This is a genomic window from Pseudomonas sp. 3JA (assembly GCF_036961705.1).
Lineage (GTDB): Bacteria > Pseudomonadota > Gammaproteobacteria > Pseudomonadales > Pseudomonadaceae > Aquipseudomonas > Aquipseudomonas fluorescens_Q.
Window position 1 is genome coordinate 48,615 of sequence record NZ_JBAMDJ010000024.1, and the last position, 25,778, is coordinate 74,392.

Consider the following 25,778-nt stretch of genomic DNA (forward strand, 5'->3'; position numbering starts at 1 on the left):
GATTTATGCGTTTTTTTCAGCAACGCTCCAGTCAAAGAACTCTATCCTGCATGTCATCGGCCGCACCTTACCCTTCACTGATCCAGGCATTGCGGACCGAAACCGCTGAACTGCACGTCGCCCTGGAAAAACGCCTGCCGTTTTTCTCGCCACAGTTGGACCTGGATCTGTACCGACGCCTGATGGCGGCCTACTACGGTTTCTATCAACCGTTGGAACAACGTCTTCATGTACTTGCACTGACGCCGATCGGGCTGGACCAATCCCTGAGGATCAAACTTCCGGTGCTGCGGGCGGATCTCACGGCACTGGGTCTGGAAGAAGCCACTATCGAAGCGCTGCCTACCTGCCAGGCGTTGCCGCTGATCGACTCCCGTGCCGCTGCACTCGGCATATCCTATGTGCTGGAAGGTGCAACGCTCGGGGGGCAGATCCTGCGGCGCAGGGTGGCCGAGAAGCTGGAGCTTGACGCCTCTAGCGGAGCAGCCTTCCTCAACGTGTATGGCGAACTTACCGGCCGACGCTGGAAGGATTTCCTCCAATACCTGGACGACAGGAACCTTGGCGAGGCCCAGGTGTTCGAAGTCACACGCGCCGCCAAGGCGACGTTCTCTCATTTTGAACACTGGCTGGACAGCCAAAAGGTACTGTTATGAACACGGAAAACCAGGAAGCCTTCGAAGAATTACTGGCCAATTGCGCAGACGAACCGATTCGCTATCCCGGGACCATCCAGCCTCATGGCGTGCTGCTGATGCTGTCCGAGCCCGATTTCGTGATCCGTCAGGTCAGCGCCAACGTGTTGCAATTGATGGCGCAGGATCCCCACAGGCTGTTGGGCCAGACGCTGGACGCCCTGTTGGGGCTGGAACAGGCCGAGGCGATCCTCATCGCCTGTCGCGCCGCCCCGGAAAGCGACAACGTGCCCGTGGCCATTGTCGTGAACCAGCAACGCTTCGACGCCCTGGTACATCGCCATCAGGGCACCCTGATCGTCGAATTGGAACAGCACCTGAGCGACTATCGCCCCGAAGGGGTCAGCGGCGAGGCCAACATGGGCCGCATGTTGCAACGCCTGCAAAGTGCGAAAACCCTCCAGGCCCTGTACGAAATCAGCGTGCGGGAAATCCAGGCCATGACCGGTTACGACCGGGTGCTGATCTATCGCTTCGAGGAAGAAGGCCACGGCCAAGTGATTGCCGAGGCCAGCGCGCCGTCGATGGAACTCTACAAGGGGCTGTTTTTCCCGGCGTCGGATATTCCCGAACAGGCTCGCGAACTGTATCGCATCAACTGGCTGCGGATCATCCCCAACGCCGACTACACGCCAGTGCCGCTGGTTCCGCAATTGCGTCCCGACACCCAGGCGCCCCTGGACCTGAGTTTTGCCACGCTGCGCAGCGTCTCGCCGATCCATCGCCAGTACATGAAAAACATGGGCGTGCTGTCGTCCATGAGCATCTCGTTGATGGAGGGCGAACGCTTGTGGGGGCTGATCAGTTGCGGCAATCGCCAGCCGCTGCTCGTGCCCCATGAAATGCGCATGGCCTGCCAGACCATCGGCCAGGTGCTGTCCTTGCAGATCAGCGCCATGCAGGCCCTGGAACTGACTCGGCAACGGGACGCCAAGCTGGAGGACCTCAAGGTCCTCGCCAACGTCATGGCCGAGTCCAGCGACAATGTCTTCGATGGCCTGTCCCAAGAGCCGCAACGGCTCATGGAGCTGACCGGCGCCAGTGGCGTCGCGATTTTCGAAGACAACAAACTGCACCGTCATGGCCAGTGCCCGGAACCGGAGCAGATCCGCGAGTTGCATAAATGGATCCTGGAAACCGGCAAGCCGGTGTTCTCCCATCACAACCTGAGCAGCGTCTTCGCGCCTGCCCAGGCTTATCAGGACGTGGCGAGCGGAGTGCTGGCGATCCACCTGCCCAAGCCGGTGGAAAACGGTGTGCTGTGGTTCCGCCCCGAGGTGAAGCAAACCCTGCAATGGAGCGGCGACCCGCAAAAACCCCTGGACCTGGAAAACAGCGAGACCGGCCTGCGCTTGCGGCCCCGGACGTCTTTCGAGATCTGGAAAGTCGAAATGGCCGGCATCAGCGCCAAATGGACCCATGGCGACCTGTTCGCCGCCAACGACCTGCGACGCTCGGCCCTGGAAAACGACCTGGCCCGGCAGGTGCGCAAGGAGCGCCAGGCCGTGCAGGCCCGCGATGAGCTGGTGGCCGTGGTGTCCCATGACTTGCGCAGCCCGATGACGGTCATTTCCATGCTGTGCGGCATGATGCAAAAGGCCTTCAGTTCCGACGGCTCCCACAGCTCCAAGCGTATCGCCTCAGCCATCGACACCATGCAACAGGCTACCAGCCGCATGAATGCCCTGTTGGAGGACCTGCTCGATACCTCGCGCATCGACGCCGGGCGCTACACCATCAATCCCCAGCCGATGGACGTCAGCCAGATCTTCGAAGACGCCTGCTCGCTGTTGACGCCACTGGCCGCTGCCAAGGCCATCGACATTTCCTTCCACGCCGAACCCAACCTGAGGATCAATGCCGACCCCGAGCGGCTGTTCCAGGTGCTGTCGAACCTGATCGGCAACGCCATCAAGTTCACGCCGCAGCAGGGCTCCGTGGGCATCAGTGCGATGTCCGTCGGCGATGAGATCGTCTTCAGCGTCCGCGACACTGGTGAAGGGATCGCGCCAGAGCAGTTGCCTCATGTTTTCGAGCGCTACTGGACGACCAAGGAAGGCAACCCGAACGGCACCGGGCTTGGGTTGTACATTTCCAAGGGGATTGTCCAGGCCCATGGCGGTAAACTGCACGCCGAAAGCCAGCCAGGCCAGGGCAGCGAATTCCGCTTTAGCGTGCCGAAAATCGACTGAGCCGGGCACTGTCCCCTAACGAATTGGAAACCGAAGCCCAATGGCCTCACTGAACAAGCAGCAAAAACGCGCCAAGCGCGCCAAAGACAAAGCCAAGCAGATCCGCATGAGCGGGCGCAAATCGATCCCAATGTATGGCGACCCGGCCCACGCCACCGCCCAGCCACCGGTCTACGTGCTGGAACTGTTCGCCAAGCTGCGCGAAGCCGAGGCCATCAGCCGCAGTGAAATGCTCGATACGTTGCTCGCGTCCCTGAGCGTGATGATCATCGAACGCCCAGGCCTGCTCGACCTGAAAAACGCCGAAAACGAAAGCATGGCCGCCACCAACCTGGCGGCCGACATGCTGGTGGACTACCGCATGTGGGTCGATGACATGGACCGCGAGACGGCACAGCGCTGGCTCAGCACCCCGGAGTTCATCCAGGACTTCAGCGAGGCTCTGGACCGTTATCGCCAGTCGATGGAAGAACCGGCCAGCGAATAAACCGGCCGGTTATTCGTCACCGTTCCAATGGAACACCAGGTTGCGCGCGGCGCCGCTGCCGACGTCGGCGGTGTCGCGCCGCGCCTCGCCGTTGCGTGTCGCCACTACGGTGTACTTGCCCGGCGGCAACTGTACGTAAACCAGCGGTCCCGCCTCGTCCAGCGTCAGCAGCGCTTGCCCCGCCGCGTTCTGGACGACGACATGCACATCCGGGATGTATTTGTTTTCCGGGCCGACCGCGAACGTCATGTGCAGGTTGTAACCCTGGGCCTGTCCGATGGCCCGGGCTTCATCCTCGCCAATGCCACCGGACAAGTAGGTGATGCCGTTCTGTTGCTGCGGCTGGACCTGCACGCCGGCACTGTCTATCGGGGCCAGGCTGGTGGCGTTGAGCATGATCGGGAACAACAGCATGCCGAGCAGAAGGAAGGGCAGCAAAAAGTAATGGTTATGCTTCATGGCGAGGACTCCAGGTACTGGAAACAGCTCATGAGTTCTCTTTTGATTGTGGTTACACGCCAAGGTTTAGATCTATTGGCGATGAACGGAATCAGAAAACCATTCATCGCAACGCATATCCGGCTGACATATCCCCGCATGGTTCTATGCTTAGTTTGAATTTCCAAGAGGGACTGCACATCGAACAAGCCACCCTTTTCATGAGCAATCGCAGCCAGGCCGTCCGGCTACCCAAAGCAGTTGCGATGCCAAACGATGTAAAGCGTGTAGACGTGATTGCCATAGGCAGAGCACGCGTCATCACACCCGTTGGCGAAGCGTGGGATAGCGGGTTCGATGGAGACTCCGTGACAGCAGATTTTATGGCAGAGCGTGAACAGCCTGCCGATCAGGAGCGCGAGCCTGTCTGGGTTCTGTGCCCGGCTTGGAGTTTTTGATTATGAAGGCGCAGCGCATACCGGAATGATCCGAGCCGAGCTGGCAAAAATTGGCAAGCCGATCGGCCCCTACGACCAAATGATCGCAGGCCATGCCCGTTCTCGCGGGCTGATCGTAGTGACCAACAATCGAAGGGAATTTGATAGAGTCCCGGGCCTGCGCATCGAGGACCGGATCACAGCGACGACGCCAGGGTTATAACTTCGGGGGGCTTGAAGTTAAAATACCGCTCCATCAAGGCTCCTGTGGAAGTAGCTCGCGATGGGGCCATCAATCCTCATCTTTGTTGGCTTCTGCCATCGCGAGCAAGCTCGCTCCCACAGATTTCATGACTCTTTTTTCAACAAAATAACGGAACCACGCCCATGGCCTCCGCGAACAAGCAACAAAAACGCGCCAAGCGTGCAAAAACAAAAGCCAAGCAACTACGCGTCAGTCGTACAAAGCCTGCTGCCGTGGCGTTTGATCTTCCTGAGTACGACGATCCGTACTTCCTGGATGCCCTGCAAGACGAACTCGCAGAACGCCCAAGAGACTTCTTGTCGCTGTTTTATGAGATGCATGACGCCGAAGAAGAGTCGGGGCGCATTGACATGATGATCAGGATGCTCGGATTAATCTTTGTGATGACGAGTGAACAGCCCGAGCTTCTGAATCGTGAAAATGCCGAAAACGAAGCCGCGGCCGTCCAAAACCTGGTCGAAAATACCCTGATCGCTTATCGAATGTGGGCTGACGATATCGATCAGGAGGCAGCGGAGCGTTGGCTTCACAGCCCTGAAGTACAGGCGGATTTCGAAACTGCACGAGCCAGCGTCAAAGAGGTTGTCAAAATACTGTGGGATCTCGAGGACGCTCCCGAGTAACCCAACAGACTTTTGATCGCGGCAACGCTCATCCGATTAACCCTTCCAACCCCCGTCCAAAGCTGGCACCATCGCGCCTTTTTTTACGCGACTCCCCGGACTTTTCACCGGTAAACCAGGTTCAAACGGCCGTTCGGTTGTTGAAGGCGCGACAGTCTGCTGTGCCGATGCGACAACCTGCCGCACATCATTGGTTTACCCCCCGTAGCGCTGTTGGCTGCCATTCGGACGCATGCTAGCTTGGCCGCCTCGCCAAGGAAGGCAGCCAACAGCAAGGGAGCACACACCATGAGGACCGCACATGGCCCAGGCCACGCCCGCGCTTGAAATCCGCAACCTGCACAAACGCTACGGACAGTTGGAGGTGCTCAAAGGCGTCTCGCTGACCGCCCGCGACGGCGATGTGATCTCGATCCTCGGATCCTCCGGGTCCGGCAAATCCACATTCCTGCGCTGCATCAACCTGCTGGAAAACCCCAACCAGGGCCAGATCCTGGTGGCCGGCGAAGAGCTCAAGCTCAAGGCCGCTAAAAACGGTGAGCTGGTGGCCGCCGACGGCAAACAGATCAACCGCCTGCGCAGCGAGATCGGTTTTGTCTTCCAGAACTTCAACCTTTGGCCGCACATGAGCGTGCTCGATAACATCATCGAAGCGCCGCGCCGGGTGCTTGGCCAAAGCAAGGCCGAAGCCGTCGAAGTGGCCGAAGCTCTGCTGGCCAAGGTCGGTATCGCCGACAAGCGTCACGCCTACCCGGCTGAACTGTCTGGCGGCCAGCAACAACGCGCGGCCATTGCTCGCACACTGGCGATGCAGCCCAAGGTGATTCTGTTCGACGAACCCACCTCCGCCCTTGACCCGGAAATGGTCCAGGAAGTACTTAGTGTGATCCGCGCCCTGGCCGAAGAAGGACGCACCATGCTGCTGGTCACCCATGAAATGGGCTTCGCCCGTCAGGTTTCCAGCGAAGTCGTGTTCCTTCATCAAGGCCTGGTCGAGGAGCAAGGATCGCCACAGCAGGTCTTCGAGAACCCGCTTTCGGCGCGCTGCAAACAATTCATGTCCAGCAACCGCTAACGGAGCAGTACACATGCAGAGCTACAAGAAATTCCTCCTGGCCGCAGCGGCCGGCCTGGTCTTCTCGGCCAGCGCCATGGCGGCCGAAAAAATGAAGATGGGCATCGAAGCGGCCTATCCGCCGTTCAACAACAAGGATGCCAGCGGCCAGGTCGTGGGGTTCGATAAAGACATCGGCGACGCCCTGTGCGCCAAAATGAAAGTCGAGTGTGAAGTGGTCACTTCCAACTGGGACGGCATCATTCCCGCCCTGATGGCCAAGAAGTTCGACTTCCTGATTTCTTCGCTGTCGGTCAACGACGAGCGCAAGCAAGCCGTGGACTTCACCGATCCGTACTACTCCAACAAATTGCAATTCATCGCACCGAAAAACGTCGACTTCAAAGTCGATAAAGAATCTCTCAAGGGCAAGGTCATCGGGGCCCAGCGCTCTACCCTCGCCGGCACCTGGCTGGAAGACGAACTGGGCAGCGATATCACCGCCAAGCTCTACGACACCCAGGAAAACGCCTACCTGGACCTGACCTCCGGCCGCGTCGACGCGATCCTGGCCGACAAATACGTGAACTACGACTGGCTGAAAACCGAAGCTGGCCGTGCTTATGAATTCAAGGGGGACCCGGTGGTGGAAGGTGACAAGATCGCCATTGCGGTGCGCAAGGGTAACGACGAACTGCGCAACAAGCTGAACGCCGCACTCAAGGAAATCCTTGCCGACGGCACCTATAAAAAGATCAACGACAAGTACTTCCCGTTCAGTATCTATTGATACTGACGTGCCTGGCCGGCGCAGCCGTCTGGCAGCGCCGGCCCTTAGCAAAGCCTGCCGCGATATGAATTCTTACCCATGATGATCGATCTCTACGGATTCGGCCCGGCGCTTGCCGCCGGCGCGCTGATGACCGTCAAATTGGCGCTCACGGCCCTCTGCCTGGGGCTGGTGCTCGGCCTGCTCGGCGCCTTGGCCAAGACCTCGCCGTACAAGCCGCTGCAATGGCTAGGCGGCACCTATTCGACGCTGGTTCGCGGCATCCCGGAATTGCTCTGGGTGCTGCTGATCTATTTCGGCACCGTCAACCTGCTGCGTGCCCTGGGTGAGTATTTCGGCAACCCCGACCTCACCCTCGATGCCTTCGCCGCTGGCGTCATTGCCCTGGGCCTGTGCTTTGGCGCCTACGCCACGGAAGTGTTTCGCGGCGCGATCCTGGCGATTCCCAAGGGCCACCGTGAGGCCGGCGTCGCCCTGGGCCTGTCGAAGTGGCGGATCTTCACCCGGTTGATCATGCCGCAGATGTGGCGCATCGCCCTGCCCGGCCTGGGCAACCTGTTCATGATCCTGATGAAGGACACCGCGCTGGTCTCGGTGATCGGCCTGGAAGAAATCATGCGCCATGCGGAAATCGGCGTGACCGTGTCCAAGCAACCGTTCACCTTCTATATGGTCGCGGCATTCATGTACCTGGGCCTGACGGTGCTCGCCATGATCGGCATGCACCTGCTGGAACGACGCGCCGCCCGTGGATTTACCAGGAGTACCCAATGAACTGGGACGTCATCATCAAGTGGCTGCCTAAGCTGGCCCAAGGCGCGACACTGACCCTGGAGCTGGTGGCCATCGCCGTGCTCGCCGGGCTGCTGCTGGCGATTCCACTGGGCATCGCGCGCTCTTCGCGCCTGTGGCAAGTGCGGGCATTGCCCTATGCCTACATCTTCTTTTTCCGTGGCACGCCGCTGTTGGTCCAGCTGTTTTTGGTCTACTACGGCCTGGCGCAGTTCGAGGCCGTGCGCAGCAGTGCAATGTGGCCGTACCTGCGGGACCCGTTCTGGTGCGCCACGGCCACCATGACCTTGCACACCGCTGCCTACATCGCCGAGATCCTGCGCGGTGCGATCCAGGCCATCCCCCGTGGCGAGATCGAAGCCGCACGGGCCCTGGGCATGTCGCGGCCCAAGGCGTTGTTCTACATCATGCTTCCCCGTGCCGCTCGCATCGGCCTGCCGGCCTACAGCAACGAAGTGATCCTGATGCTCAAGGCCAGTGCCCTGGCGAGTACCGTGACCTTGCTGGAACTCACCGGCATGGCCCGCACCATCATTGCCCGGACCTACTTGCCGGTGGAGATTTTCTTTGCGGCCGGCATGTTCTACTTGCTGATGTCCTACCTACTGGTGCAAGGCTTCAAACAGCTGGAGCGCTGGTTGCGCGTCGATGCCTGCCAAGGGCGCTGACTGCGGCGTGCTGACGGGCGAGGCTCTGCTCGCCCGCTTCACGGCGCTGGATACTTTTCTCACGGCGCACCAGGCACTGTGGAAACCGCGTCCGTTCACCCATCTGCAACTGCCTTGGGAAACGTCCCACCCGGAATTGTCCCGATGGCTACGCCAGCGCTCGCTGGAAGCTGCGGAAAACGACCATCATCAGCCATGGTTGATGGAAGATGCGCCTGCGCCATTCCCGGAATTGGCCGCTATCTCCCGAGCATTGAGCGCAGTCGCAGAATTGCCGGCCAGCACGCTCGAAGCGCCAAGCCATCGCCTCAACGTCGACGTGCCCGGGCGCAAATGGCAGCAGATCGAAGCCTTCGCCAGCCGCCTGCACTTCACCACCCAACCGACCCATTGGCTCGATTGGTGCGCCGGCAAAGGCCACCTCGGTCGACGCCTGCTGCAGGGTGAGCAACAACTGACTTGCCTGGAGTATGACCCCGCACTGGTCGCCAGCGGCCAACAACTGAGCCTGCGCCATCACCTGCACGCCACGCACCTGCAACAAGACGTACTGGCGGCTGACGCAATCCAGGCGCTCCATTCCGGACACACGCCTGTGGCCCTGCACGCCTGCGGCGACTTGCATGTGCGCTTGATACACCTGGCCAGCACCGCTGGCTGTGCACAACTGGCGATCGCGCCCTGCTGTTACAACCGCATCAGCAGCGAGCGTTATCAAGCACTGTCCGACGCGGCCAAGGGCTCAGCCCTACAGCTGTCGCTAGACGATCTCAGCCTGCCGCTGACCGAAACCGTCACCGCTGGCGCGCGCGTCAGAAGACAACGGGACCAATCCATGGCCCGGCGCCTGGGCTTCGACCTGCTGCAACGGCACATCAGGGGGTGCGACGACTACTTGTCCACCCCCTCACTGCCCAGCGCCTGGCTGGAAAAATCCTTCGCCCAGTACTGCACCGATCTGGCGATCCTGAAAGACTTATCCACAGTTGGGACGCCTGATTGGGTCGCCCTGGAAGCAGCGGGCCATCAACGTCTGGCCGAGGTGCGCAACCTGGAGTTGCTGCGAGGCCTTTTCCGACGACCGCTAGAGCTTTGGCTGGTACTGGACCGGGCGCTTTTCCTCACTCAAAAAGGCTACGACGTTCGCCTCGGCACCTTCTGCGAAACCTCGCTGACGCCGCGCAACCTGCTGTTGCTGGCAGAGCGTTGCCGAGACGAAACAGCCTGTGGATAACTCTGTTGATGAAATAAACTCGGATCCAAGAAATCCGTGATTTCCTGACCGAATCAGCATTGGTCATTTTTTGTTCATATGGATAAAAAACCACGAAAACAGGCATTTGCGACGAAACGCGAAAGCGGTCACAAAATCGCAAGATGCCCTGCGTCTCATCCTGCCCGTTGTGCATAAGCGTCTAAGCAAAACGACATAACCGCCGAATTCAGTGCTGCTCCGCGCCAACAATTGCGTCCACCGCGCCCGTGCTATACAACAGCCAAACGTATCGTGATTGACACAACGTCGATACACTCAAGGACTGGCCGTGACGTTCATTTCCTACGCACAAAACTTCGAAGACATACGCCTGTGGCGCGCCCTCAAATCGGTGGAAAACGGCTTTTACCTCGACGTCGGCGCCAACCATCCGACAGATGATTCAGTCACCCGAGCGTTTTACGACCGCGGCTGGCGCGGCATCAACATCGAACCCGTACCGGCCTACTACGACGCCCTCTGCCAACAACGCCCCCACGACATCAACCTGCAATGCGTGGCCGGCGACAACGCCGAAAGCCTGACCTTCTACACCATCGCCAACACCGGCCTGTCCACGGTAGAAGCCAGCGTCGCCCAACAACACCGCGACGCCGGCATGGACGTGGGCACCCAGACCGTCCAGTCCCGCACCCTGGCCTCCATCTGCGAGCAATACGCCCAGGATCGTCCTATCCACTTCCTGAAAATCGACGTCGAAGGCCACGAAGAAACCGTGCTGCGCGGCATGGACTTCGGCCGCTGGCGCCCCTGGATCATCCTCATCGAAACCCCATGGGCCCGCGACCAGACCTGGGAAACCCTGGTGACCGACGCCGGCTACCAGTCCATCCTGTTCGACGGCATCAACACCTACTACCTCGCCGAAGAACACCTGGCCCTCAAACCCGCCTTCGACATCCCCCCGTGCAACCTCGACGGCTTCCAACTCTGCAAAGGCCACAAATTCAGCCACCCCATCGACGACACCGACCAACAACTCAGCGCCGCCCTGCAACGCGCCGAACAGGCCGAAGCCCAACTCCACGCCATGCAAAACAGCCGCACCTGGCGCGCCCTGAACAAACTGCGCAACCTGCTGCACCGCGCTTGAGTATGGGCAGTGCAAAAATAGTCAGAATTCAGGGGTTTACAGAACGCACCCAATCGCTATAATCGTCGCCCACACGCCGGTATAGCTCAGTTGGTAGAGCAACTGACTTGTAATCAGTAGGTCCCGGGTTCGACTCCTGGTGCCGGCACCATACAAAACAAAGCCCTCGCAGAAATGCGAGGGCTTTGTTGTTTCTGGGGTATTGATGTTCCTACCCCCTGCCTCCGTCGACCAACTCGTAGTCCCCCGCTTCGCTACTCCTCAAAGCATCGATTCTCTCCAAAGGCTCACAATCCGATCTTTATGCTAAATTATGAATTGGCAATAATTATGGCTTATCCATAAAAAGGGATAATTGCATGAGCAGCATATTTCAACGCCCTGAACTGGCTGAATCGATGGCAAATCAGCTGCTCCATCCAGGCGTGCTCGATGAAGGCCTGCGCTCAGGTCTGTTCCTGTCTGGCTTACGCCGTACCGGCAAAACGACTTTTCTGAGAAATGACCTCATCCCGGCCCTGGAAGAAGCTGGGGCTCTGGTCATCTACGTTGACCTATGGAGCGACACCTTGGCCAACCCGGCCACGCTCGTGCATAACGCCATACATAAAACGCTGAAAGATCTGCAAACGCCGGGCTCCTCTGCCTTGGAAATACTCAAGCGCGTCAGTAATGTCGAGGCAGGCGCCGCAGGGTTCAAATTCGGCTTCAAACTCGACAGCATCGGTAACCCCGACGGCCCGACACTGGCGCAAGCACTGACAGAAGTCGTCGACCAAGCCAAGACCGACTTGGTCCTAATCATTGACGAAGTGCAGCACGCCATTTCCTCCGACGATGGCAATCAAATGCTCTTGGCCCTCAAGGCCGCACGCGATGCCATCAACCCTCGCCCGAATACACCGGGTTACTTCCTGTTTATCGGAACCGGCTCCCACAGGGCTCAAGTCAGCGAACTGACCGCCAAACGCAACCAGGCGTTTTCCGGCGCCACATCAGCCGCCTACCCGCTGCTCAAAGGTGACTACGTAGAGTTCCTGCTCAACCGACTTGCCATGACCGTGAAAAAAGAAAAGCTGCCGTCCGTGGAGACAGCCATCGAGGCGTTCAATACCTTGGGCAACCGACCCGAGGAGATGCTCAAGGCTCTACGCCAACTCTTGCAGCAGGACGGGGACCCCGACCTCTTTCTTCCCGTAATCGCCAGCACTCTACGTTCGGCTGCAGCGAACATCGAGCTGGAAAAAGTCGAGCAACTGGGCAGCCTGGCCCTGGCGATTTTCAACAAAATCGCATCTACAGAAGGCGATGCTCGAGGGATTTTTTCCATCGACGCAGCGGCCGAGTATTCAAAGTCAGTAGGGCGAGAGGTGCGGGTTGAAGAAATTCAACCGGTGGTAATCGCGCTAGTAGCGGAGAACATCATCATGCGGCGCGGGCATGGGATTTACGCGATTACGGATCAGTTTGTTCAGGAGATTTGGCTGGAGCAGCGGGTTTTGATTGAGGGGAGTTAGGGACTGGTTGATCATCGAGTGGCACTAGCCGCATAGGCGTCCGTCCGCAGACGTAGCACTCCTGCACATAGGCACCTCACTTTCGATTTGGAAAATAAATACGTCCCCTTTTCCGAAAATAAATACGTCCCCTTTTCCCTTCCTTTCCTTCCTGATATAGCCTCTGTCGCCGTTCCGGTTCAAATGGATAGAAATGGGGACTGGCCCCCATTTGATGAGGGCCAGTGAGGCTCAGACAGAGGCGGCCACAGGTGCCAGGGTCGGGCCGTGGTCTACACGCTCGGGAGCCTTGTGCACCATGGTGTAGGCATAGTCGACGCCCATGCCGTAAGCACCGGAGTGCTCCTTCACCAGATTCATGACGGCGTCGTAGGTGTCGCGGTTGTTCCAGTCACGCTGCCACTCCAGCAGCACCTGCTGCCAGGTGACCGGCACCACGCCGGCCTGAATCATGCGCTGCATGGCGTAATCGTGAGCCTCCTTCGTTGTGCCACCGGAAGCATCGGCGACCATGTAGATCTCGTAGCCGGCATCGTGCATGGCGGAAAGTGCAAATGTGGTATTGCACACTTCAGTCCAAAGGCCAGAGACGATGATTTTATTACGGCCATTGGCTTTCAGCGCGTCACGGACTTTCTGGTCGTCCCACGAGTTCATCGAGGTGCGCTCCAGCAGAGGCGCGTCAGGAAACACAGCGAGTAATTCGGGATATGTGTGGCCGGAGAAGCTATTGGTTTCAACGGTGGTGATAGTGGTTGGCACGTTGAAAATTTTTGCGGCCTTCGCCAGAGCGACCGTGTTGTTCTTCAGCGTCTGGCGGTCGATGCTTTGCACGCCAAAGGCCATCTGGGGCTGCTGATCAATGAAAATCAGTTGGCTGTTTTGAGGGGTCAGGACTTCGGTTTTTGGATTGTTCATGGTGGTTCCCTTTAGTGAAATGATGGTCTTCTAATCTCTTTGCGGGCCGGGCCAATCTTTTGTCCGCTGAAAATCACGGCAGGTTGTTGGCGGTAGGTGCGGCGCCGATTTCGAGTTCAAGGTAACCGATCATTCACGATTTTAGGGGCGCATTAATACGTCTCCAGAGACGCATCAATGCGCCCTTATAAAATCATTTGCGGTGCTAGTCTCTGGCTTCCCACAACTCGGACTGCCGCTGTGCAAGCAGTCTGTTCTACGCCAGGAGAATGCAATGTCAGCTTCGCAACCGTTCGGAAAGAAAACCGCTTACTGGGGAGTCGCATGGGAAGAAAGCTATGGCTACCCGCAGGCCAGACAAGTCGGAAACGACATCTATATATCCGGCCAATTCAACCATGATGAAGACGGCAACCTGGTAGCTCCTGCCCCACTCGATAGCGAAGGCAAGCCCAGTGATTTCTCTTCGATGGGAGAGCAAATGCGCGCTTCCTACGACAACATCTCCAAGTTGCTTACACTGTATGGCGCAACACTTGAAGACGTGGTCGAAGAGACGCTTTATGTGCTGGACATGGACGCGGCGTTTGCCGTGGTAGGCAATGTTCGCAAGGCTGCGTTTGGCACCGAGCGGCCCCAGTGCGCGAGCAACATCATCGGCGTATCGAGGCTCGCACAGCGTTCGCAGTTGATCGAAATTGTCTGCAAGGCGGTCATTGGCTCCGGCACCCGCTAAGACGTGCTCCCGGTTTCGTCTACGAAACCGGGAGAGATCGCTGGCCTTCGACCAAGGGCTTGAGTTCGGCAACCGCCGCTGCGCAAAACGTCATGAACGCCTTGACTCGCCATGATTTTCGAATGTCCTGGTGAGTCAGCAGCCAAAGCCCATCCTGAAGTTCAGGCACAACCGGGCCGACACGCACCAATCCCGGCGTGATGTCACCCAGCATGCAGGGAAGGAACCCAAAACCAAGACCCGCTACAATCGCAGCGCTTGCAGCGGCAACGGAGTCGGTACGATACGAAATGCAATCGGGGTGAACTCTGCTATCAACGTAGCTCGTTGCTTTGAGGCCGCATAAAGCTGCCGAGTAAGATACCCACGCCTGGCCTTCTGCGAAAGGTGTCGAGGTCGGTGCGTTTTTATCACTGCCGTATGGCGCCCAGGCAATTGTCGCGAGTTTGCGCCCAACCAAACTTTCAGCTGGTTTATTGGTCGCCCTCACCGCAATATCCGACTCATCGCGGGCAAGACTCAATGTCTGATTGCCTACAAGTACTTCAATCGCTATCCCTTCATTCAGAGCTTTGAATTGCGCAATGATAGGTGTGAGGAAGTACAGCAGCAGCGAATCGCTGGTGGTGATGCGGAGTTTTCCGAGTGGCCCCTGACCCGCCCGTGACACACGCCGTGCAACACTAACGATATCCAGTTCGACTCGCTCGGCGAGCTCTCGCAGCTCTACGCCTTCCGCTGTGAGCATGTATCCCGAGCGGCGGTGATCGAAGAGTGCAACTCCAAGTGTTTTCTCAAGCTGGGCCACTCGGCGCGATACCGTGGATATGTTGATCCCCAGTTTTTTGGCAGCATCAGTGCGATTTGCGCATTCACTGAGCGCTTTGATAATGCGCAAGTCGTCCCATGAGAGCTGGGCCACAGCATCACTGAAATCCGATCTGCCCCCCTTTTGCACTGCCTGGCGTGATGAACCGATGTTAGGTGGCGTATTCACGCGAGATATTCCAAATAGCATGTTCGCTCATCATACGAAAAGGCTAACGGGGAACAAAGTAATTGGGGTATCCCCCAATTTGTGCCACTCCTTTAACGCCCGCGCATCGAATTCGAGGCTATAGGTCATCCAGTGAAACCTTAACCCGCTGGGGATTAGCCAGCCGCTCGCGAACCGTTGCGATCAAGGCTTCATCGTCCTCGGTCATCAGAACTGGCTTGAAGGGCAACTGACCGCGCTCTGCTACGTATTGCAAGGCTTGGCGCATCAGCTCTGAAGGGGTAACGCCGAGCCTCTCCAGCTCGCGGTAAGCTCGCGCCTTGAGGTCGTCGTCGATACGGACATTGATGGACGCCATGGGATGGCCCTCACTGTAATGACATTGGTCTTTACAGTGAGGTAACAACTTATTTGAGCAAGCCTGAAAATGGCTGGTTTTTTACCCAACTCGCAGGTTACGTGTGTCGCTCACAACTCTACGTACCGAGCACAGCACATGCTCAGGTTTAATCGTCCCCGATTCGATTCCATTGAAAGCCATAACTAGCTGATTTATTTATAGTTACTAGTTGGGGTACGCCGAATTTTCCAGCGAACTCCAGACCCGCAGAAAACCTAGCCTCGCCGAAAGCTACCGTTCGTCTGGTGCCGGCACCATACAAAACGAAGCCCTCGTAGAAATGCGGGGGCTTTGTTGTTTCTGGAGGTTGAACCTTCCTAGGAGCTAGATAAGACCGATATCGCCTTAATCAGCATCCACAGACCAAACCTTTCCTGCGCTCCTACCCGTTACAATTTCACGTCAGGACAATGTTGACGGTCTCTTACACCGACCTATAATGCCCCCCAACACACCCGCCAAGCCTAGGTTGACCCAGTCAGCAAGCTCAAATCGTGCGGGTTTTTTTTGCCTGGAGAAAACTACATGAGGCCCTTCGACAAGCCGGCTCTCAGCGTAGAACAGCAATTGGAACTGCTAAAGCAACGAGGTTTGCACATCGCCAACGATGATCGAGCCATGCGTTTTCTCGAAGTGGTCACGCTGTTTCGCCTGAGTCCCTACATGCGCCCCTTTCAGGAGCCAGACCCTGAACATCCCTTCAAGCCCGGCAGCACACTGAAGGCAATCGTCGATATTTACCGCTTCGATGGTACGTTGCGGCGCATCACCATGGATGCCATCGAACGTGTCGAAGTCGCCATACGGGCGACTATCAGCAATCATATGTGCCCCAAGTACGGGCCTGACTGGATAGCTGACGCGTCCGTCTTCTCCTCGTCATACTCACACACCGATTTGTTGCGTCCATTGCGGGAGCAAATGAATAAGGAGCGCAGTAAACTCAAACGTGATATCGACCGCATCAGAAAGGGCCGACAAGCCGATGGGCTCCAGCAACAGCGGATCGAAAACCGCATGCGTGACAATTATTTCCGATATTACGGTGCAACCTATGCCCACCCGGAGTTGCCGCCCGCTTGGGCGGTCCTGGAAGAACTCAGCCTTGGGACGGTATCTGCCCTCTTCAATGCCATAGGCAGAAGCGCCGACAAGAAAGCTATCGCCACCAGATTCAGCCTGCCCTTCGAAGTACTGGCCTCCTGGCTACACACGCTGACCTTCATTCGCAACTGCTGTGCCCACCACTCACGGCTATGGAACCGAGAGCTCTCGATTCGACCATCCTTACCTAAAGAATGGGCCATTCCCACTGCCCCCGCCGACCAGCCTCAGCCCAAACAGCGGCTATACGTCGTATTGACGATGCTGGCCTACCTAACCGACCTGATCAGCCCTGACAGCCAGTGGAAGCTTCGCCTGGCCGAAATCATGGATCAGCAGGAACTGGATTATTTGAGGCTCATGGGATTTCCAAATGATTGGAAAGATCAACAGCAATGGCGCCTAGCGTAGAGAAACTAGAAGCAGACTGCGGTTAATTCCCTGCTTCATCATTCCAGCCAAAAATCGTGGTCTGTCCCCTCGAATCACTGATCGGGGTACAGCAAATTTTCCACCGACGTCTAAACCCGCAGGAAACCTGGCCTCGCCAAAAGCTACCGTTCGTCTGGTGCCGCACCATACAAAACAAAGCCCTCGCAGAAATGCGGGGGGCTTTGTCGCTGGGTTGATCGCAGGAGCAGATAAGCAGGCAGGGCAGGTACCCTTTCACCCTCCGTTCGGGTGAAGGGGTAAGCTGCTACTCTGAACCTCTCGCAACCCGACTCGATCATAAAGAATAGTGTTGAGCAGAAAGTTAAGAATCAAACTGAAAGTAGAATTGGAAGCATTGAAAGTGAGGAATACCGATATGGCAAACGAACGCGCGACCAGTGTTTGGGAAGCGTTGGTTGACACGCCAGAAGAAGCCGAGAACCTTAGAGTCCGCTCCCAAGTTATGCGAGCTATCGCCTTGGTCGTAAAGGCATGGGACGTCTCCCAAGCCGAAGCGGCTCGCCGGCTGCATGTTACGCAGCCACGGCTCAACGATCTGCTGAAGGGGAAGGTTGATAAGTTTTCCCTGGATGCGCTGGTGAATCTGTTAGCCGGTGCAGATTTGAAAATAGAAATCAGCGTTACCGCCAAAGCCGCCTGAACCGGGGGCGCTGTGTCTAGTCCTGAAACAGGTGCAAACCTATTTCAGGACTAGACAAATCACTGTAATGACATTGGTCTTTACAGCGAGCTAAACACCTCATTGGAGCAAGCCTGGAAAACGGCTTGGTTCCGTCAGAGGTCATTCTCAGAGCGCAAAGCAGATCCCATGTGAGCGGCTCATGAGCCCAACCGATACGTGGACTGCACCAATCCCGAGGGAAAGCAGCGGCTGGATATCAGTTTCAATTCAACATCCTGTTGAAGGGCCCCGAACAACGGTCTGCCCGCCCCGATCAGCACAGGAACAGTGGTAATCACCATATCGGCGACTAATCCATCGCGCAGGAATGATTGCACCACCTGTCCACCGTCGACATAAACTCGACGTACACCTTGCCTCGTCAGTTCCTCCATCACATCCCTGGGCGAGAGGTTGGAGAAACGCAACTTCCCCTTCAGCGCCTCGGGCACCGGCGAACCCGCCAGCCGTTCAGACAGCACCACCACGGGTCGTTCATAGAACCAAGTGTCAAAGGTCAGTACCTTCTCGTAGCTTCCCCGCCCCATCACAATCACGTCTTTATCGGCGATGAAGTCTGAGTAGCCATGGTCCTCGGTTGGATCGTCGCGCTGCAAAAGCCAATCGATGTCACCATCGGGCCGGGCAATGAAACCATCTAGGCTGGTGGCTATGAAAACATGGGCGGTGGCCATCAGGGGCTCCTTGAGAGGTATGTCGATGCATGACCGGAAGCAGGAAATTATTGCTCATCCATAAAAATACCTAAACCGCCTCCGCCAGCATCGCGCCACGATTGCAGCCTCCCCATCTACCCGCTACCCTCCAACCGTCGCTGCCAATTCAGCGACCGGGCCTGAGAACCCGAGTAAGATGCAGGCGCTACAGCGCCCGAACCACGTTTTGCGGCGTTTTTTTATGTCCGCATTCCGTGCAATGGCGGCTGTGCGTGGGAGACCTTCGGGTCTGCCGGGTTCCTGTATCTCCGGTTTCTCAGCCTGCGCACAGCTGCCACCCATTCGCCTGAGAACGAACGTGGCAGCTCTCATCTGATATGGGAGTTTATCGATGCATGCCATGGATCTGCTGCAGTCTCGCTTTATCGCTTTGCTAGTCATCGTCCGCCGCCAATTGGCAAATGGAGGTGCGCAATGACCCATCCCAAAGACCTCAGAACCCCGGGCCTAACCCCCTTCTGCTACCACTCCGACCGCCCTTTATTCCGCGTCAACAGCGGCATACCCATCGGCGAAGCCCTGTCCCACGCTTCCGATCTGCTCCACGTTGCCAAGGTCCTGGCCGAGGACGCGGCGATGATTCGCGGTACGGATCGGTATGCCTGGGCTTCGTGTTATTTGCAGGATATGAGCAAGGCCGTCATCGATGACGTCGTGAAGGTGCTTGAGGCGCCGGGGAGTAAGCCGGCTTAAGAGTTGCAAACCCAATGCTGCTCACGAGCGGGGCAGCCTTGGATTTTATCTGCCGGAGCAGATTAAAGAAGGGCTGCTTCACGCCCATCATCGGGGATAAATCCCCTCGCCACAGGTTCACTCTGTCCCAGGCCCAAACAGTTGGCGCTGTATTCATCTAATCATCTCCCCCGCCGATAGCCTCAGATAAGAGCCTGGGCTACCCCAAGGCTCTGCTGGCGCTCGACTACACTTCCCAGAATTCCCCCGCTCCAGGAGCAGTAAGCGATGAAGATCCGCACCAAAGTCATAGGCTCGGGGTTGGTCAGTCTTTCTTTTGCGCTATTGCTCGGCGGTATAGGGCTGTGGGGTTATCACTCCATGACCGAGGCCCTGGTGCAGAACGAGACCAGTATTTCGGCCATGCGCAAGCACATGGAGGCGGACATGATGCACGACGCCATTCGTGCCGATGTGTTGGCGGCATTGCTGGTGGCACCGGGGGACACTCAGGCGGCCAAGGAGGTGACGGAGGCATTCGATGAGCATACGCAGCGGATGCGCAAGGTTATCGCCGAAAACGCCGAGGCCAAGTTACCGGGGGATGTCGCCAAGGCGATTGGCGAGCTTAAACCACAGGTCGAAACGTATATCGACAAAGCCAAGCAAATAATCGGCAAGGCTCTGAGCGGTGCCCAGGATGGCCAGGCGTTGCGGGCGGAGTTCGACGGGGCGTTTTCGGCGTTGGAGGAGCGCAACGAGGCAGTGAGTGAGCTGATCGAGAACCAGGCGCAATCCTCGCGTGAGCATCAGGACCACAGCATTCACACCTCGGAGCGCTGGCTGATCGCGACACTACTGGCCACTTGCGTGGCGCTGGCGCTGTTGTCGTGGAGCCTGCTCAAGGCTGTGCTGACGCCACTGAACAAGATCATCCTCAATGCCCAGGCGATGTCCCAAGGGGATTTGCAGCGCTCGATGGGGGCTCAGAGCAAGGATGAGTTGGGTCAGTTGCAAGGTGTGATCGAGCAGATGCAGACCAATCTGCGGCAGATGATCGCCACGATCCGCGGCCAGAGCGATGAGTTGCACGGCACGTCCCGGCACCTGGGCGATACGGCACGACAGATTGTGTCCAGCGCCGATCAGCAGGCCCAGAGCGCAACCAGCATGGCGGCGAGCATGGAGCAGATGATGGCGAATATCAGCCAGATCCATCAGCACGCCGACAGCGCCCGAACCATCTCCGCGCAGTCCGAGCATTTGGCGAGCAGCGGTGGCCAGGTGATTCTCGGGGTGGTGGAAGGCATGAACCGGATCGCCGAGGTGGTCAACCAGTCCTCCAGCAAGATCACGGCGCTGGACGCATCATCCGAGGACATTCATTCCATCATCCAAGTGATCAAGAGCATCGCCGAACAGACCAACTTGCTGGCGCTCAACGCCGCCATCGAAGCCGCCCGCGCCGGTGAGGCGGGGCGTGGTTTTGCGGTGGTGGCCGATGAGGTGCGCAACCTGGCGGCGCGCACCACCCAGTCCACCCAGGAAATCACCGCGATGATCGAGCGCATCCAGTCCAGCGCCCGGGACGCGGTGGCGAACATGCAGGCGTGTGTCAGCCGTGTGGACGAAGGCGTCAACCTGGCCCAGCAGGCCGGGGTGTCCATCAGCGAGATCCGCACCGGTGCCCGGCATGCGGCCGAAGTGGTGGAGGAAATTTCCCAGACCATTGCCGAGCAATCCAAGGCCAGTGATGAGATGGCCCAGCGGGTGGAGTCGATTGCCGAGCAGTCCCGTGAGAACACACGCTCGATTCACAACCTGACGCAAACGGCGGATCAATTGAACAATGCGGCGGGGTCGATGCAGGCTTCGGTGCAGCAGTTCAAGGTTTGATCAATCAGGCCGTAGCAACTTCCCGTTTGATCGTTCCCACGCGCCGCGTGGGAATGCCGCCAGGGACGCTCTGCGTTCCGCATGGTGACGCAGAGCGTCACGGGATGTATTCCCACGCGGGAGCGTGGGAACGATCAATCCGCGCTAGCAAAAGTCCCGCTCACACCTGACTCACCTCGAACACAAACGAAATCTCCCGCTTCTGGGCGCTCCAGACGTACCGAATATGCTTGCCCTGCACCGGAATCGAAACCGCCGGAGGGCGAAACGCGGCCACGCATTCGTGGCCGGACAGGCGGACGCTGTTGTACAGCAGCCCCCACGACAAGGTTTCACGCAGTTGTCGGGCGAACACTTGGGACGGACCATAGGCGGTAGGGTCCGGGTTGTGGAGGTGGGGGTAGTCGTGGCGAATATCGTGCAGAGGTTTGACCACCTTGTTGATGTAGGTGCGCATGGTCAGCTCCAGGTCTGGCTCGTTGGTCGCGCCAAGGAATCGCGCCTGGTGGTAGCAGGTCTCGGCAATGGCCGCTTCCTGGCTGCTGGCGGCGTAGTAGACGCCGAAGGTGCCGTCGCTGAAGCGGCTGCTTTTGCCGATGTGGGTAAACGCCGCCATCACCGGCGAGGAGCCGGGCCCGGAAATGCGGTCCTCTGGACGGACCCGGGACAGCACGCCGGCTTGCTCCATCAGCCGATCGTTGGTCAACGCTTCCAGGGCGTAGGCCGTGGGCAGGTCCTCAGGGTCGAGTACGTCTTCAAACAGCGAAATCGGCGGGAAGCTGCTGTTGACGATCCGATAGGCCCGATTCCATTGCGGGTCCGCCAGTGGTGGCATCATCAACCGCGTACTCCGTCGAGGTATCGCCGCACATCGGCGATGTCTACCACGCGGCCGGTCAGCATGTAGGACAGTGCCGACTGGCCGTTGAACGGTGCCGCGGTGTTCGGGCTGCTGACCCATTGATAAGCACGGTCCCGGCTGTTGCTGAAGATAATGCTCAGTGCCTTGTGGATACCCATGAGGTAGGAAATGCGCTCGAGCGTATCGCGAGGCAGCTTCACGTTTTCCGGCAATTGTTTGTATTTGTAGAAGGTCGTGTTTCCCACCTTGCCCAGCAATGTGCGCTGCTGCTCGACGCTGCAGCCCCAGAGCGCCATGAGGTTGAAGAAAAACTTCAACGCGACTCGACCCGCATCCGGGGAATCCAATTGTTGCTGCGCATTGAGAGTGATGGAGGAAGTCGCCATGGTTTGGGCTCCTTTATCGCGGGGTGGTGCTTAGAGGATAGTACAGATGTGGATTATTTTTAATTTTTTATTCGCAAGCGGAATTTATCGACACTCCATTTGTACAATTCGGCATGGCTTCTCAGGGCAATAAACGTAACCAGCTTCCCGCTAACGGGTCTTGGCCAGCATCTGCTGGGCAAAATCCGCAAATCCCGCATAAGCTCCAACCATCGCCTCCCGGCGCTTTTCGGCACAAAATCGCGACAAGCGTGGCAAGGTGCATGATGATAGCCAGCATGACCACTTGGCCGTCCCAGGTGCACAACAATAGCGAGCCCACTTAAGCAGAGGGCATTACCTCATGGATAGCAGAACCCTACGCAACCTCATGCGTATCGTGCAGACCGGCTCGTTGTCGGCAGCGGCCGAGCATTCGTGCCTCACGGTGCAGGCGTTGGCGGCGCAGTTGAACAAGGTCGAGGAACAGTTCGGTTTCCGGTTGTTCCGGCGCTCGAACAAGGGCCTGACGTTGACGAGCCAAGGCTCGGAACTGACCCCCTTCATGGATCAGGTGCTGATTGCCACCCGGCAGTTGGAGGAGAAAGTCGCGGCGCTCAAGACCCCGCGACAGCGCACCCTCAGAATGGCGCTCAATACCACCCTGCCGGCGGAGTTCAACCGGCGAATGATCGACCGGTTGATCGCTGTGTTCCCCCAGTATCAGCTGGAATTCAGCTACGCCGAGTCGATGGAGAACCTGAGCAAACTCAGGAATGAAGATTTTGACCTGGCGGTCCTGATCGGCCAGCAACAGGGCGGTTTTACCAGCATCACCATGCCGGATGTGCAGGTGCGGGTGGTCGGCGCCCATTGTGGCGATGCAGACGATTCCCTTGGCCTGCTCGGTGACAAGTTTCAGGTGCGTCCGGCAGAAGAATGCCCGTATTCCCACAGCTTCCTGCGCTTTCTCGACGCCGGTCTGGGTGAATACGGGTCGAGCCAGCGCATGGTGTATTCCTGCAGTGAAACGCTGACGCTGTCATTGATCACTCAGCTCGATGGCTTGGGGCTGGTGTCCCGGGAAGCCGCGCTGCGCAACGGCCTGGCGATTTTCCCGGATTTCGAGGATTTCCTTGAAGTCCGCCTGGCGGTGAACAATCCGGAGTTGTCCGGCCAGGCACTGCACGATGTGGTGGACCTGACGCTACAGGAACGAACCGAGCGCGATGTACGCCGCCGTGCCCACCGCCACACTGAGAAACAGGTTGCGGCTGAAATACGCACATAACAGCGTCGGAATCGCGGCATAAAACTCAGGGCGGTCGAGTTGTATCTGCTGATCCTTGATCAACAAGGGAGTCAGACTGATGGCAGCGACGATCGCCACTGGCAGGTATTCCAGGGCGCGGGCAATAAAGGGCGGCCAGTGTTCGGTATTGATCTGCAACGGCAGGGCGCGCGGCAGGAAGGTCACGGCCATCATCAGGACCACGACCAGGATCAGGAACGTTTGGTCAGGCATACGCCTACCCCGCAGCCAACGAACGTGGCAATGAAGACATTGAATGGCGAGCTGCCCAGCAGGCTCAGCCCGCCCATGCAGACGACAGCCGCCAGGGCTGCGATCAGTTTGTTGCGGGTGTTGCACAACGAAACCAGCACATAGAGCATCATCGCTGTCAGGGCATAGTCGAGCTGGTATTTGATGAGGTGCGCCGCGTATTGCGCACATACGGCGCCCAGCAAGCCACCCAGTACCCAGGACGTATGGCAGAACAGGTTGAAACCGACCAGGTAGCGCACACTCACCGGCGCCCCGCTGCCGAGCTTGACGCTGTGGAACGCGAACGACTCGTCCGTCAGCCCCGCCGCGTAGCACCAGCGCTCGAAACGGCTGAGCCCCAGCGCACGCAGGGCCTTGGCCATGTAGACCGACATCAGCATGTGGCGGGCATTGATCAGGAACGTGGTGAGCACGATGGTGGTCAGCGACGCGCCGCTGGAAATCAGCGCCAGCGCCGCGAATTGCGAAGCGCCCGCGTAGACGAACAGGCACATCGCCACCGGCAACCACAGGGGCAACCCGGCGTTGACCGCCATCAGACCGAACACAAACGAAACCGTGAAATAACCCGCTACCACCGGACTGGCTTCAGCAAAGGTACGCGAGGCTTGTGGTTCGACCGCCAGCGGCTGGCTGGAAGTCTTGTTCATAAATCCCTCTCGAAGGTGATTTCGCCCCGGGGCTCACAGAAGCCCTGGGCCGCCCAGAAGCGCTTGCCGGCCAGATTAGCATCGTCGACAAAAAGGAACATGCGCAGCACGCCGACCCGTTTCATGTCAGCCGACGCGGCTTCAACCAAGCGCTGGCCCAGGCCTTTGGCGCGATGCTGCATGCTGACCGCCAGGTGATTGATCGTGCCACGGGTACCGAGCATACCGCCGATCACGGCACCCACCACGTCACCGCTCGCATCGATAGCCAGGTACGCGGTGGTGGTTTCCTGCAACAACACACCGCGCAAGAATCGGGCGTCCTGCCATTCGCAGAACGACACTTCGTCGAAACCGCGAAAAAACCGCTCCAGTCGCTCGGCGTCCCGGACCATGGCCCGGCGCAACAGGACCTGCTGCGTCGGGTCGTCCATGGGTTCGAGCCGTTCAGCGAACAATGTCGAAAGCGGTCCCGGGCCGCGAGAAGGAGATGGCCAGGATCTGCCGGTACGCCATGTCATGGCTATGGGTGTTGCGCGCCGGGGTCACGTAATGGCGCATGTCGCGATCCAGGAAGAACGTCGTGTCGAGGATGTCCTCGTAGGTCGTCGCCGCCAGCTGTTCTTCCTGGGCGCTGTACAAACGGCTTTCCGCACCCGCCACATTCTGGCGACCCCAGAAGTGCACGCCGCTGAACGGATAGCCATCACAGTGAATCCCTTCGGGGGTGATTTCCAGTTGTTTGCCCGGCTTGATCTCGATGCGGATCTGATGGATCTGGCACTGCCAGATTTCATCGTGCAGCTCCTGCGGCAGGACGTTCTTGTAGACCTCGAAGTCCGTGTCGATCAGGCTGCGCATCACCGGCGAATTGATCACTTCGTTGGAGAAGTCCTGAAAGTGCCGCTCCAGTCCACCGACATAGCTGTTGTTGGCCTTGGACTGAATGTAGGCCCGGTGTTCGAGCTGCGTGAGCTCGCGGGTCGTAGGGTTGTATTCGAAGTCGCTGTAGCGGCGAAAACGCATGCCTGACTCGGCCTGGCCGTAGTAGCTGTCGGGCTCCATGTTTTCCCAGCTTTTGGTCAGCCGGACAAAATCGCCGAAATGACCGTAGAGGTTGAAGTCTCCACCGCGAACATTGACGTATTTGTCACGTCTTAGCGCTTCGCCCACTTCCCTGTTCAGAACGATCATTTTTCATAGGTCTCCGCTGCATTGAGCGGCCTAATCTAGTAGGTGCAGGATTTACGTCCATGAGAAAGTATTTGAGGCATTTCAAGCGGCGCTTGAAACGCTGGCAAAAATTGCATGAGTACGACTTTTGTTCGGGAAAACAGGCGGTTCCAGCGGTGTTTTTTGTGCTGAAAGCCAAAAAGACCCGAGTTTGAGGTCGCAACGCTATTTATTGCAGGCAGGCGTGATCAATTGTGGCG

The 25,778-nt window shown here is 58.1% G+C and carries 30 protein-coding genes, 1 tRNA gene and 2 pseudogenes; 21 read left to right on the forward strand and 12 right to left on the reverse strand.

The window, feature by feature from the left end:
• Positions 1-50: 50 nt before the first annotated feature.
• Genes V7773_RS18950 through V7773_RS18960 form a run of 3 tightly spaced genes read left to right on the forward strand, consistent with a single transcriptional unit; the run spans position 51 to position 3,374 of the window.
• On the forward strand, positions 51-656 hold the full coding sequence (locus V7773_RS18950; protein ID WP_063323374.1) for a biliverdin-producing heme oxygenase: 606 nt from the start codon (positions 51-53) through the stop codon (positions 654-656).
• On the forward strand, positions 653-2,887 hold the full coding sequence (locus V7773_RS18955) for an ATP-binding protein (RefSeq protein ID WP_336074504.1): 2,235 nt from the start codon (positions 653-655) through the stop codon (positions 2,885-2,887). The genes V7773_RS18950 and V7773_RS18955 overlap by 4 nt, the downstream gene beginning before the upstream one ends.
• Positions 2,888-2,927: 40 nt before the next feature.
• On the forward strand, positions 2,928-3,374 hold the full coding sequence (locus V7773_RS18960) for a hypothetical protein (protein ID WP_092146494.1): 447 nt from the start codon (positions 2,928-2,930) through the stop codon (positions 3,372-3,374).
• 9 nt (positions 3,375-3,383) lie between these two features.
• Here V7773_RS18960 and V7773_RS18965 read toward each other — a convergent pair whose 3' ends face one another.
• A complete protein-coding gene (locus V7773_RS18965) occupies positions 3,384-3,833 on the reverse strand; it encodes a carboxypeptidase regulatory-like domain-containing protein (RefSeq protein WP_336074506.1) in 450 nt (149 codons plus the stop codon).
• Positions 3,834-4,012: 179 nt separating this feature from the next.
• Between V7773_RS18965 and vapB the strand changes: the two genes are divergently transcribed.
• The 11 genes and pseudogenes from vapB (at position 4,013) to V7773_RS19020 (ending at position 12,327) form a co-directional block, all read left to right on the forward strand.
• On the forward strand, positions 4,013-4,270 hold the full coding sequence (gene vapB / locus V7773_RS18970) for a type II toxin-antitoxin system VapB family antitoxin (protein WP_336074554.1): 258 nt from the start codon (positions 4,013-4,015) through the stop codon (positions 4,268-4,270).
• Positions 4,230-4,472 (forward strand): annotated as a pseudogene (locus V7773_RS18975) (PIN domain-containing protein); the annotation flags it as partial. The gene vapB and the pseudogene V7773_RS18975, both read left to right, overlap by 41 nt.
• A 164-nt stretch (positions 4,473-4,636) precedes the next feature.
• Positions 4,637-5,137, forward strand: coding sequence for a hypothetical protein (locus tag V7773_RS18980; RefSeq protein WP_336074507.1), 501 nt, complete (start codon positions 4,637-4,639; stop codon positions 5,135-5,137).
• A gap of 301 nt (positions 5,138-5,438) precedes the next feature.
• A complete protein-coding gene (locus V7773_RS18985; RefSeq protein ID WP_014336086.1) occupies positions 5,439-6,212 on the forward strand; it encodes an ABC transporter ATP-binding protein in 774 nt (257 codons plus the stop codon).
• Between the two features lie 13 nt (positions 6,213-6,225).
• Positions 6,226-6,981 (forward strand): ABC transporter substrate-binding protein, encoded by a 756-nt coding sequence (locus V7773_RS18990; protein WP_072342838.1) that lies wholly within the window; start codon positions 6,226-6,228, stop codon positions 6,979-6,981.
• A 78-nt stretch (positions 6,982-7,059) separates the two neighbouring features.
• On the forward strand, positions 7,060-7,755 hold the full coding sequence (locus V7773_RS18995; protein ID WP_063323379.1) for an ABC transporter permease: 696 nt from the start codon (positions 7,060-7,062) through the stop codon (positions 7,753-7,755).
• On the forward strand, positions 7,752-8,441 hold the full coding sequence (locus tag V7773_RS19000; RefSeq protein ID WP_063323380.1) for an ABC transporter permease: 690 nt from the start codon (positions 7,752-7,754) through the stop codon (positions 8,439-8,441). The genes V7773_RS18995 and V7773_RS19000 overlap by 4 nt, the downstream gene beginning before the upstream one ends.
• Positions 8,422-9,675 (forward strand): methyltransferase, encoded by a 1,254-nt coding sequence (locus V7773_RS19005; RefSeq protein ID WP_336074510.1) that lies wholly within the window; start codon positions 8,422-8,424, stop codon positions 9,673-9,675. Before V7773_RS19000 ends, V7773_RS19005 begins: the two co-directional genes overlap by 20 nt.
• Positions 9,676-9,985: 310 nt before the next feature.
• On the forward strand, positions 9,986-10,810 hold the full coding sequence (locus V7773_RS19010; RefSeq protein WP_092463029.1) for an FkbM family methyltransferase: 825 nt from the start codon (positions 9,986-9,988) through the stop codon (positions 10,808-10,810).
• Positions 10,811-10,885: 75 nt separating this feature from the next.
• Positions 10,886-10,961: transfer RNA gene (locus V7773_RS19015), tRNA-Thr, on the forward strand.
• A 208-nt stretch (positions 10,962-11,169) separates the two neighbouring features.
• The gene (locus V7773_RS19020) at positions 11,170-12,327 is read left to right on the forward strand and encodes an AAA family ATPase (protein WP_092146503.1); all 1,158 of its coding nucleotides are present in this window, start codon (positions 11,170-11,172) and stop codon (positions 12,325-12,327) included.
• Positions 12,328-12,558: 231 nt separating this feature from the next.
• Here the strand turns inward: V7773_RS19020 and V7773_RS19025 are convergent, their stop codons facing one another.
• Complete coding sequence (locus V7773_RS19025; protein ID WP_042730239.1) at positions 12,559-13,245, reverse strand: hydrolase; 687 nt, start codon at positions 13,243-13,245, stop codon at positions 12,559-12,561.
• Between the two features lie 274 nt (positions 13,246-13,519).
• On the opposite strand from V7773_RS19025, the gene V7773_RS19030 reads away from it, so the two are divergent.
• Positions 13,520-13,981, forward strand: a complete 462-nt coding sequence (locus V7773_RS19030; RefSeq protein ID WP_336074513.1) for a RidA family protein — start codon at positions 13,520-13,522, stop codon at positions 13,979-13,981.
• A gap of 19 nt (positions 13,982-14,000) precedes the next feature.
• Here the strand turns inward: V7773_RS19030 and V7773_RS19035 are convergent, their stop codons facing one another.
• The 3 genes and pseudogenes from V7773_RS19035 to V7773_RS19045 all read right to left on the reverse strand — a co-directional run bounded on the left by V7773_RS19035 (position 14,001) and on the right by V7773_RS19045 (position 15,336).
• Entirely contained in the window at positions 14,001-14,960 is a 960-nt protein-coding gene (locus tag V7773_RS19035; RefSeq protein ID WP_371856956.1) for a LysR family transcriptional regulator, read from the reverse strand.
• 84 nt (positions 14,961-15,044) lie between these two features.
• Positions 15,045-15,107 (reverse strand): annotated as a pseudogene (locus V7773_RS19040) (type II toxin-antitoxin system mRNA interferase toxin, RelE/StbE family); the annotation flags it as partial.
• The gene (locus V7773_RS19045) at positions 15,097-15,336 is read right to left on the reverse strand and encodes a type II toxin-antitoxin system RelB/DinJ family antitoxin (RefSeq protein ID WP_103308415.1); all 240 of its coding nucleotides are present in this window, start codon (positions 15,334-15,336) and stop codon (positions 15,097-15,099) included. The gene V7773_RS19045 and the pseudogene V7773_RS19040, both read right to left, overlap by 11 nt.
• Positions 15,337-15,903: 567 nt before the next feature.
• Between V7773_RS19045 and V7773_RS19050 the strand changes: the two genes are divergently transcribed.
• Together V7773_RS19050 and V7773_RS19055 are read left to right on the forward strand one after the other, a co-directional pair.
• Positions 15,904-16,893 carry an Abi family protein gene (locus V7773_RS19050; protein ID WP_063323383.1) on the forward strand — a complete coding sequence of 330 codons (990 nt, stop codon included), beginning with the start codon at positions 15,904-15,906 and terminating at the stop codon, positions 16,891-16,893.
• Positions 16,894-17,290: 397 nt separating this feature from the next.
• On the forward strand, positions 17,291-17,575 hold the full coding sequence (locus V7773_RS19055; RefSeq protein WP_092146511.1) for a helix-turn-helix domain-containing protein: 285 nt from the start codon (positions 17,291-17,293) through the stop codon (positions 17,573-17,575).
• Between the two features lie 179 nt (positions 17,576-17,754).
• On the opposite strand, the gene V7773_RS19060 is transcribed toward V7773_RS19055, so the two are convergent.
• On the reverse strand, positions 17,755-18,291 hold the full coding sequence (locus tag V7773_RS19060) for a dihydrofolate reductase family protein (protein WP_336074514.1): 537 nt from the start codon (positions 18,289-18,291) through the stop codon (positions 17,755-17,757).
• A 456-nt stretch (positions 18,292-18,747) separates the two neighbouring features.
• Here V7773_RS19060 and V7773_RS19065 point away from each other — a divergent pair, with 456 nt between their 5' ends.
• Both V7773_RS19065 and V7773_RS19070 read left to right on the forward strand, forming a co-directional pair.
• A complete protein-coding gene (locus V7773_RS19065) occupies positions 18,748-19,026 on the forward strand; it encodes a DUF3077 domain-containing protein (protein ID WP_336074518.1) in 279 nt (92 codons plus the stop codon).
• Between the two features lie 267 nt (positions 19,027-19,293).
• Positions 19,294-20,901 carry a methyl-accepting chemotaxis protein gene (locus V7773_RS19070; protein ID WP_092146517.1) on the forward strand — a complete coding sequence of 536 codons (1,608 nt, stop codon included), beginning with the start codon at positions 19,294-19,296 and terminating at the stop codon, positions 20,899-20,901.
• A 160-nt stretch (positions 20,902-21,061) separates the two neighbouring features.
• Here V7773_RS19070 and V7773_RS19075 read toward each other — a convergent pair whose 3' ends face one another.
• Positions 21,062-21,739, reverse strand: a complete 678-nt coding sequence (locus V7773_RS19075) for an RES family NAD+ phosphorylase (protein WP_336074521.1) — start codon at positions 21,737-21,739, stop codon at positions 21,062-21,064.
• A complete protein-coding gene (locus V7773_RS19080; protein ID WP_003196771.1) occupies positions 21,739-22,149 on the reverse strand; it encodes an MbcA/ParS/Xre antitoxin family protein in 411 nt (136 codons plus the stop codon). The genes V7773_RS19075 and V7773_RS19080 overlap by 1 nt, the downstream gene beginning before the upstream one ends.
• A gap of 343 nt (positions 22,150-22,492) precedes the next feature.
• Here V7773_RS19080 and V7773_RS19085 point away from each other — a divergent pair, with 343 nt between their 5' ends.
• The gene (locus tag V7773_RS19085; RefSeq protein WP_092463036.1) at positions 22,493-23,419 is read left to right on the forward strand and encodes a LysR family transcriptional regulator; all 927 of its coding nucleotides are present in this window, start codon (positions 22,493-22,495) and stop codon (positions 23,417-23,419) included.
• Here V7773_RS19085 and V7773_RS19090 read toward each other — a convergent pair.
• Genes V7773_RS19090 through V7773_RS19105 form a run of 4 tightly spaced genes read right to left on the reverse strand, consistent with a single transcriptional unit; the run spans position 23,336 to position 25,539 of the window.
• Positions 23,336-23,653 (reverse strand): AzlD domain-containing protein, encoded by a 318-nt coding sequence (locus V7773_RS19090; RefSeq protein ID WP_063323390.1) that lies wholly within the window; start codon positions 23,651-23,653, stop codon positions 23,336-23,338. The two genes, V7773_RS19085 and V7773_RS19090, sit on opposite strands and share 84 nt — an antisense overlap.
• On the reverse strand, positions 23,632-24,345 hold the full coding sequence (locus tag V7773_RS19095; RefSeq protein WP_003196767.1) for an AzlC family ABC transporter permease: 714 nt from the start codon (positions 24,343-24,345) through the stop codon (positions 23,632-23,634). The genes V7773_RS19090 and V7773_RS19095 overlap by 22 nt, the downstream gene beginning before the upstream one ends.
• A complete protein-coding gene (locus tag V7773_RS19100; RefSeq protein WP_170845933.1) occupies positions 24,342-24,779 on the reverse strand; it encodes a GNAT family N-acetyltransferase in 438 nt (145 codons plus the stop codon). The genes V7773_RS19095 and V7773_RS19100 overlap by 4 nt, the downstream gene beginning before the upstream one ends.
• Positions 24,780-24,792: 13 nt before the next feature.
• Entirely contained in the window at positions 24,793-25,539 is a 747-nt protein-coding gene (locus V7773_RS19105; protein WP_003196764.1) for a 2OG-Fe dioxygenase family protein, read from the reverse strand.
• Between the two features lie 59 nt (positions 25,540-25,598).
• Here V7773_RS19105 and V7773_RS19110 point away from each other — a divergent pair, with 59 nt between their 5' ends.
• Positions 25,599-25,733, forward strand: coding sequence for a hypothetical protein (locus V7773_RS19110; RefSeq protein ID WP_256575074.1), 135 nt, complete (start codon positions 25,599-25,601; stop codon positions 25,731-25,733).
• The last annotated feature ends 45 nt before the right edge of the window (positions 25,734-25,778 follow it).

What these genes read in the sequence shown, in the direction of transcription:
- V7773_RS19045 (WP_103308415.1), bottom strand. Translation starts at nt 15,336, where the DNA reads ATGGCGTCCATCAATGTCCGTATCGACGACGACCTCAAGGCGCGAGCT.
- V7773_RS19030 (WP_336074513.1), top strand. Translation starts at nt 13,520, where the DNA reads ATGTCAGCTTCGCAACCGTTCGGAAAGAAAACCGCTTACTGGGGAGTC.
- V7773_RS19100 (WP_170845933.1), bottom strand. Translation starts at nt 24,779, where the DNA reads ATGGACGACCCGACGCAGCAGGTCCTGTTGCGCCGGGCCATGGTCCGG.
- V7773_RS18950 (WP_063323374.1), top strand. Translation starts at nt 51, where the DNA reads ATGTCATCGGCCGCACCTTACCCTTCACTGATCCAGGCATTGCGGACC.
- V7773_RS18980 (WP_336074507.1), top strand. Translation starts at nt 4,637, where the DNA reads ATGGCCTCCGCGAACAAGCAACAAAAACGCGCCAAGCGTGCAAAAACA.
- V7773_RS19110 (WP_256575074.1), top strand. Translation starts at nt 25,599, where the DNA reads ATGAGAAAGTATTTGAGGCATTTCAAGCGGCGCTTGAAACGCTGGCAA.
- V7773_RS19065 (WP_336074518.1), top strand. Translation starts at nt 18,748, where the DNA reads ATGACCCATCCCAAAGACCTCAGAACCCCGGGCCTAACCCCCTTCTGC.
- V7773_RS19095 (WP_003196767.1), bottom strand. Translation starts at nt 24,345, where the DNA reads ATGAACAAGACTTCCAGCCAGCCGCTGGCGGTCGAACCACAAGCCTCG.
- V7773_RS18955 (WP_336074504.1), top strand. Translation starts at nt 653, where the DNA reads ATGAACACGGAAAACCAGGAAGCCTTCGAAGAATTACTGGCCAATTGC.
- V7773_RS19005 (WP_336074510.1), top strand. Translation starts at nt 8,422, where the DNA reads ATGCCTGCCAAGGGCGCTGACTGCGGCGTGCTGACGGGCGAGGCTCTG.
- V7773_RS19050 (WP_063323383.1), top strand. Translation starts at nt 15,904, where the DNA reads ATGAGGCCCTTCGACAAGCCGGCTCTCAGCGTAGAACAGCAATTGGAA.
- V7773_RS19025 (WP_042730239.1), bottom strand. Translation starts at nt 13,245, where the DNA reads ATGAACAATCCAAAAACCGAAGTCCTGACCCCTCAAAACAGCCAACTG.
- V7773_RS18965 (WP_336074506.1), bottom strand. Translation starts at nt 3,833, where the DNA reads ATGAAGCATAACCATTACTTTTTGCTGCCCTTCCTTCTGCTCGGCATG.
- V7773_RS18990 (WP_072342838.1), top strand. Translation starts at nt 6,226, where the DNA reads ATGCAGAGCTACAAGAAATTCCTCCTGGCCGCAGCGGCCGGCCTGGTC.
- V7773_RS19000 (WP_063323380.1), top strand. Translation starts at nt 7,752, where the DNA reads ATGAACTGGGACGTCATCATCAAGTGGCTGCCTAAGCTGGCCCAAGGC.
- V7773_RS19085 (WP_092463036.1), top strand. Translation starts at nt 22,493, where the DNA reads ATGGATAGCAGAACCCTACGCAACCTCATGCGTATCGTGCAGACCGGC.
- V7773_RS19075 (WP_336074521.1), bottom strand. Translation starts at nt 21,739, where the DNA reads ATGATGCCACCACTGGCGGACCCGCAATGGAATCGGGCCTATCGGATC.
- V7773_RS18995 (WP_063323379.1), top strand. Translation starts at nt 7,060, where the DNA reads ATGATGATCGATCTCTACGGATTCGGCCCGGCGCTTGCCGCCGGCGCG.
- V7773_RS19090 (WP_063323390.1), bottom strand. Translation starts at nt 23,653, where the DNA reads ATGCCTGACCAAACGTTCCTGATCCTGGTCGTGGTCCTGATGATGGCC.
- V7773_RS18985 (WP_014336086.1), top strand. Translation starts at nt 5,439, where the DNA reads ATGGCCCAGGCCACGCCCGCGCTTGAAATCCGCAACCTGCACAAACGC.
- V7773_RS19070 (WP_092146517.1), top strand. Translation starts at nt 19,294, where the DNA reads ATGAAGATCCGCACCAAAGTCATAGGCTCGGGGTTGGTCAGTCTTTCT.
- V7773_RS19060 (WP_336074514.1), bottom strand. Translation starts at nt 18,291, where the DNA reads ATGGCCACCGCCCATGTTTTCATAGCCACCAGCCTAGATGGTTTCATT.
- V7773_RS19020 (WP_092146503.1), top strand. Translation starts at nt 11,170, where the DNA reads ATGAGCAGCATATTTCAACGCCCTGAACTGGCTGAATCGATGGCAAAT.
- V7773_RS18960 (WP_092146494.1), top strand. Translation starts at nt 2,928, where the DNA reads ATGGCCTCACTGAACAAGCAGCAAAAACGCGCCAAGCGCGCCAAAGAC.
- V7773_RS19055 (WP_092146511.1), top strand. Translation starts at nt 17,291, where the DNA reads ATGGCAAACGAACGCGCGACCAGTGTTTGGGAAGCGTTGGTTGACACG.
- V7773_RS19080 (WP_003196771.1), bottom strand. Translation starts at nt 22,149, where the DNA reads ATGGCGACTTCCTCCATCACTCTCAATGCGCAGCAACAATTGGATTCC.
- V7773_RS19105 (WP_003196764.1), bottom strand. Translation starts at nt 25,539, where the DNA reads ATGATCGTTCTGAACAGGGAAGTGGGCGAAGCGCTAAGACGTGACAAA.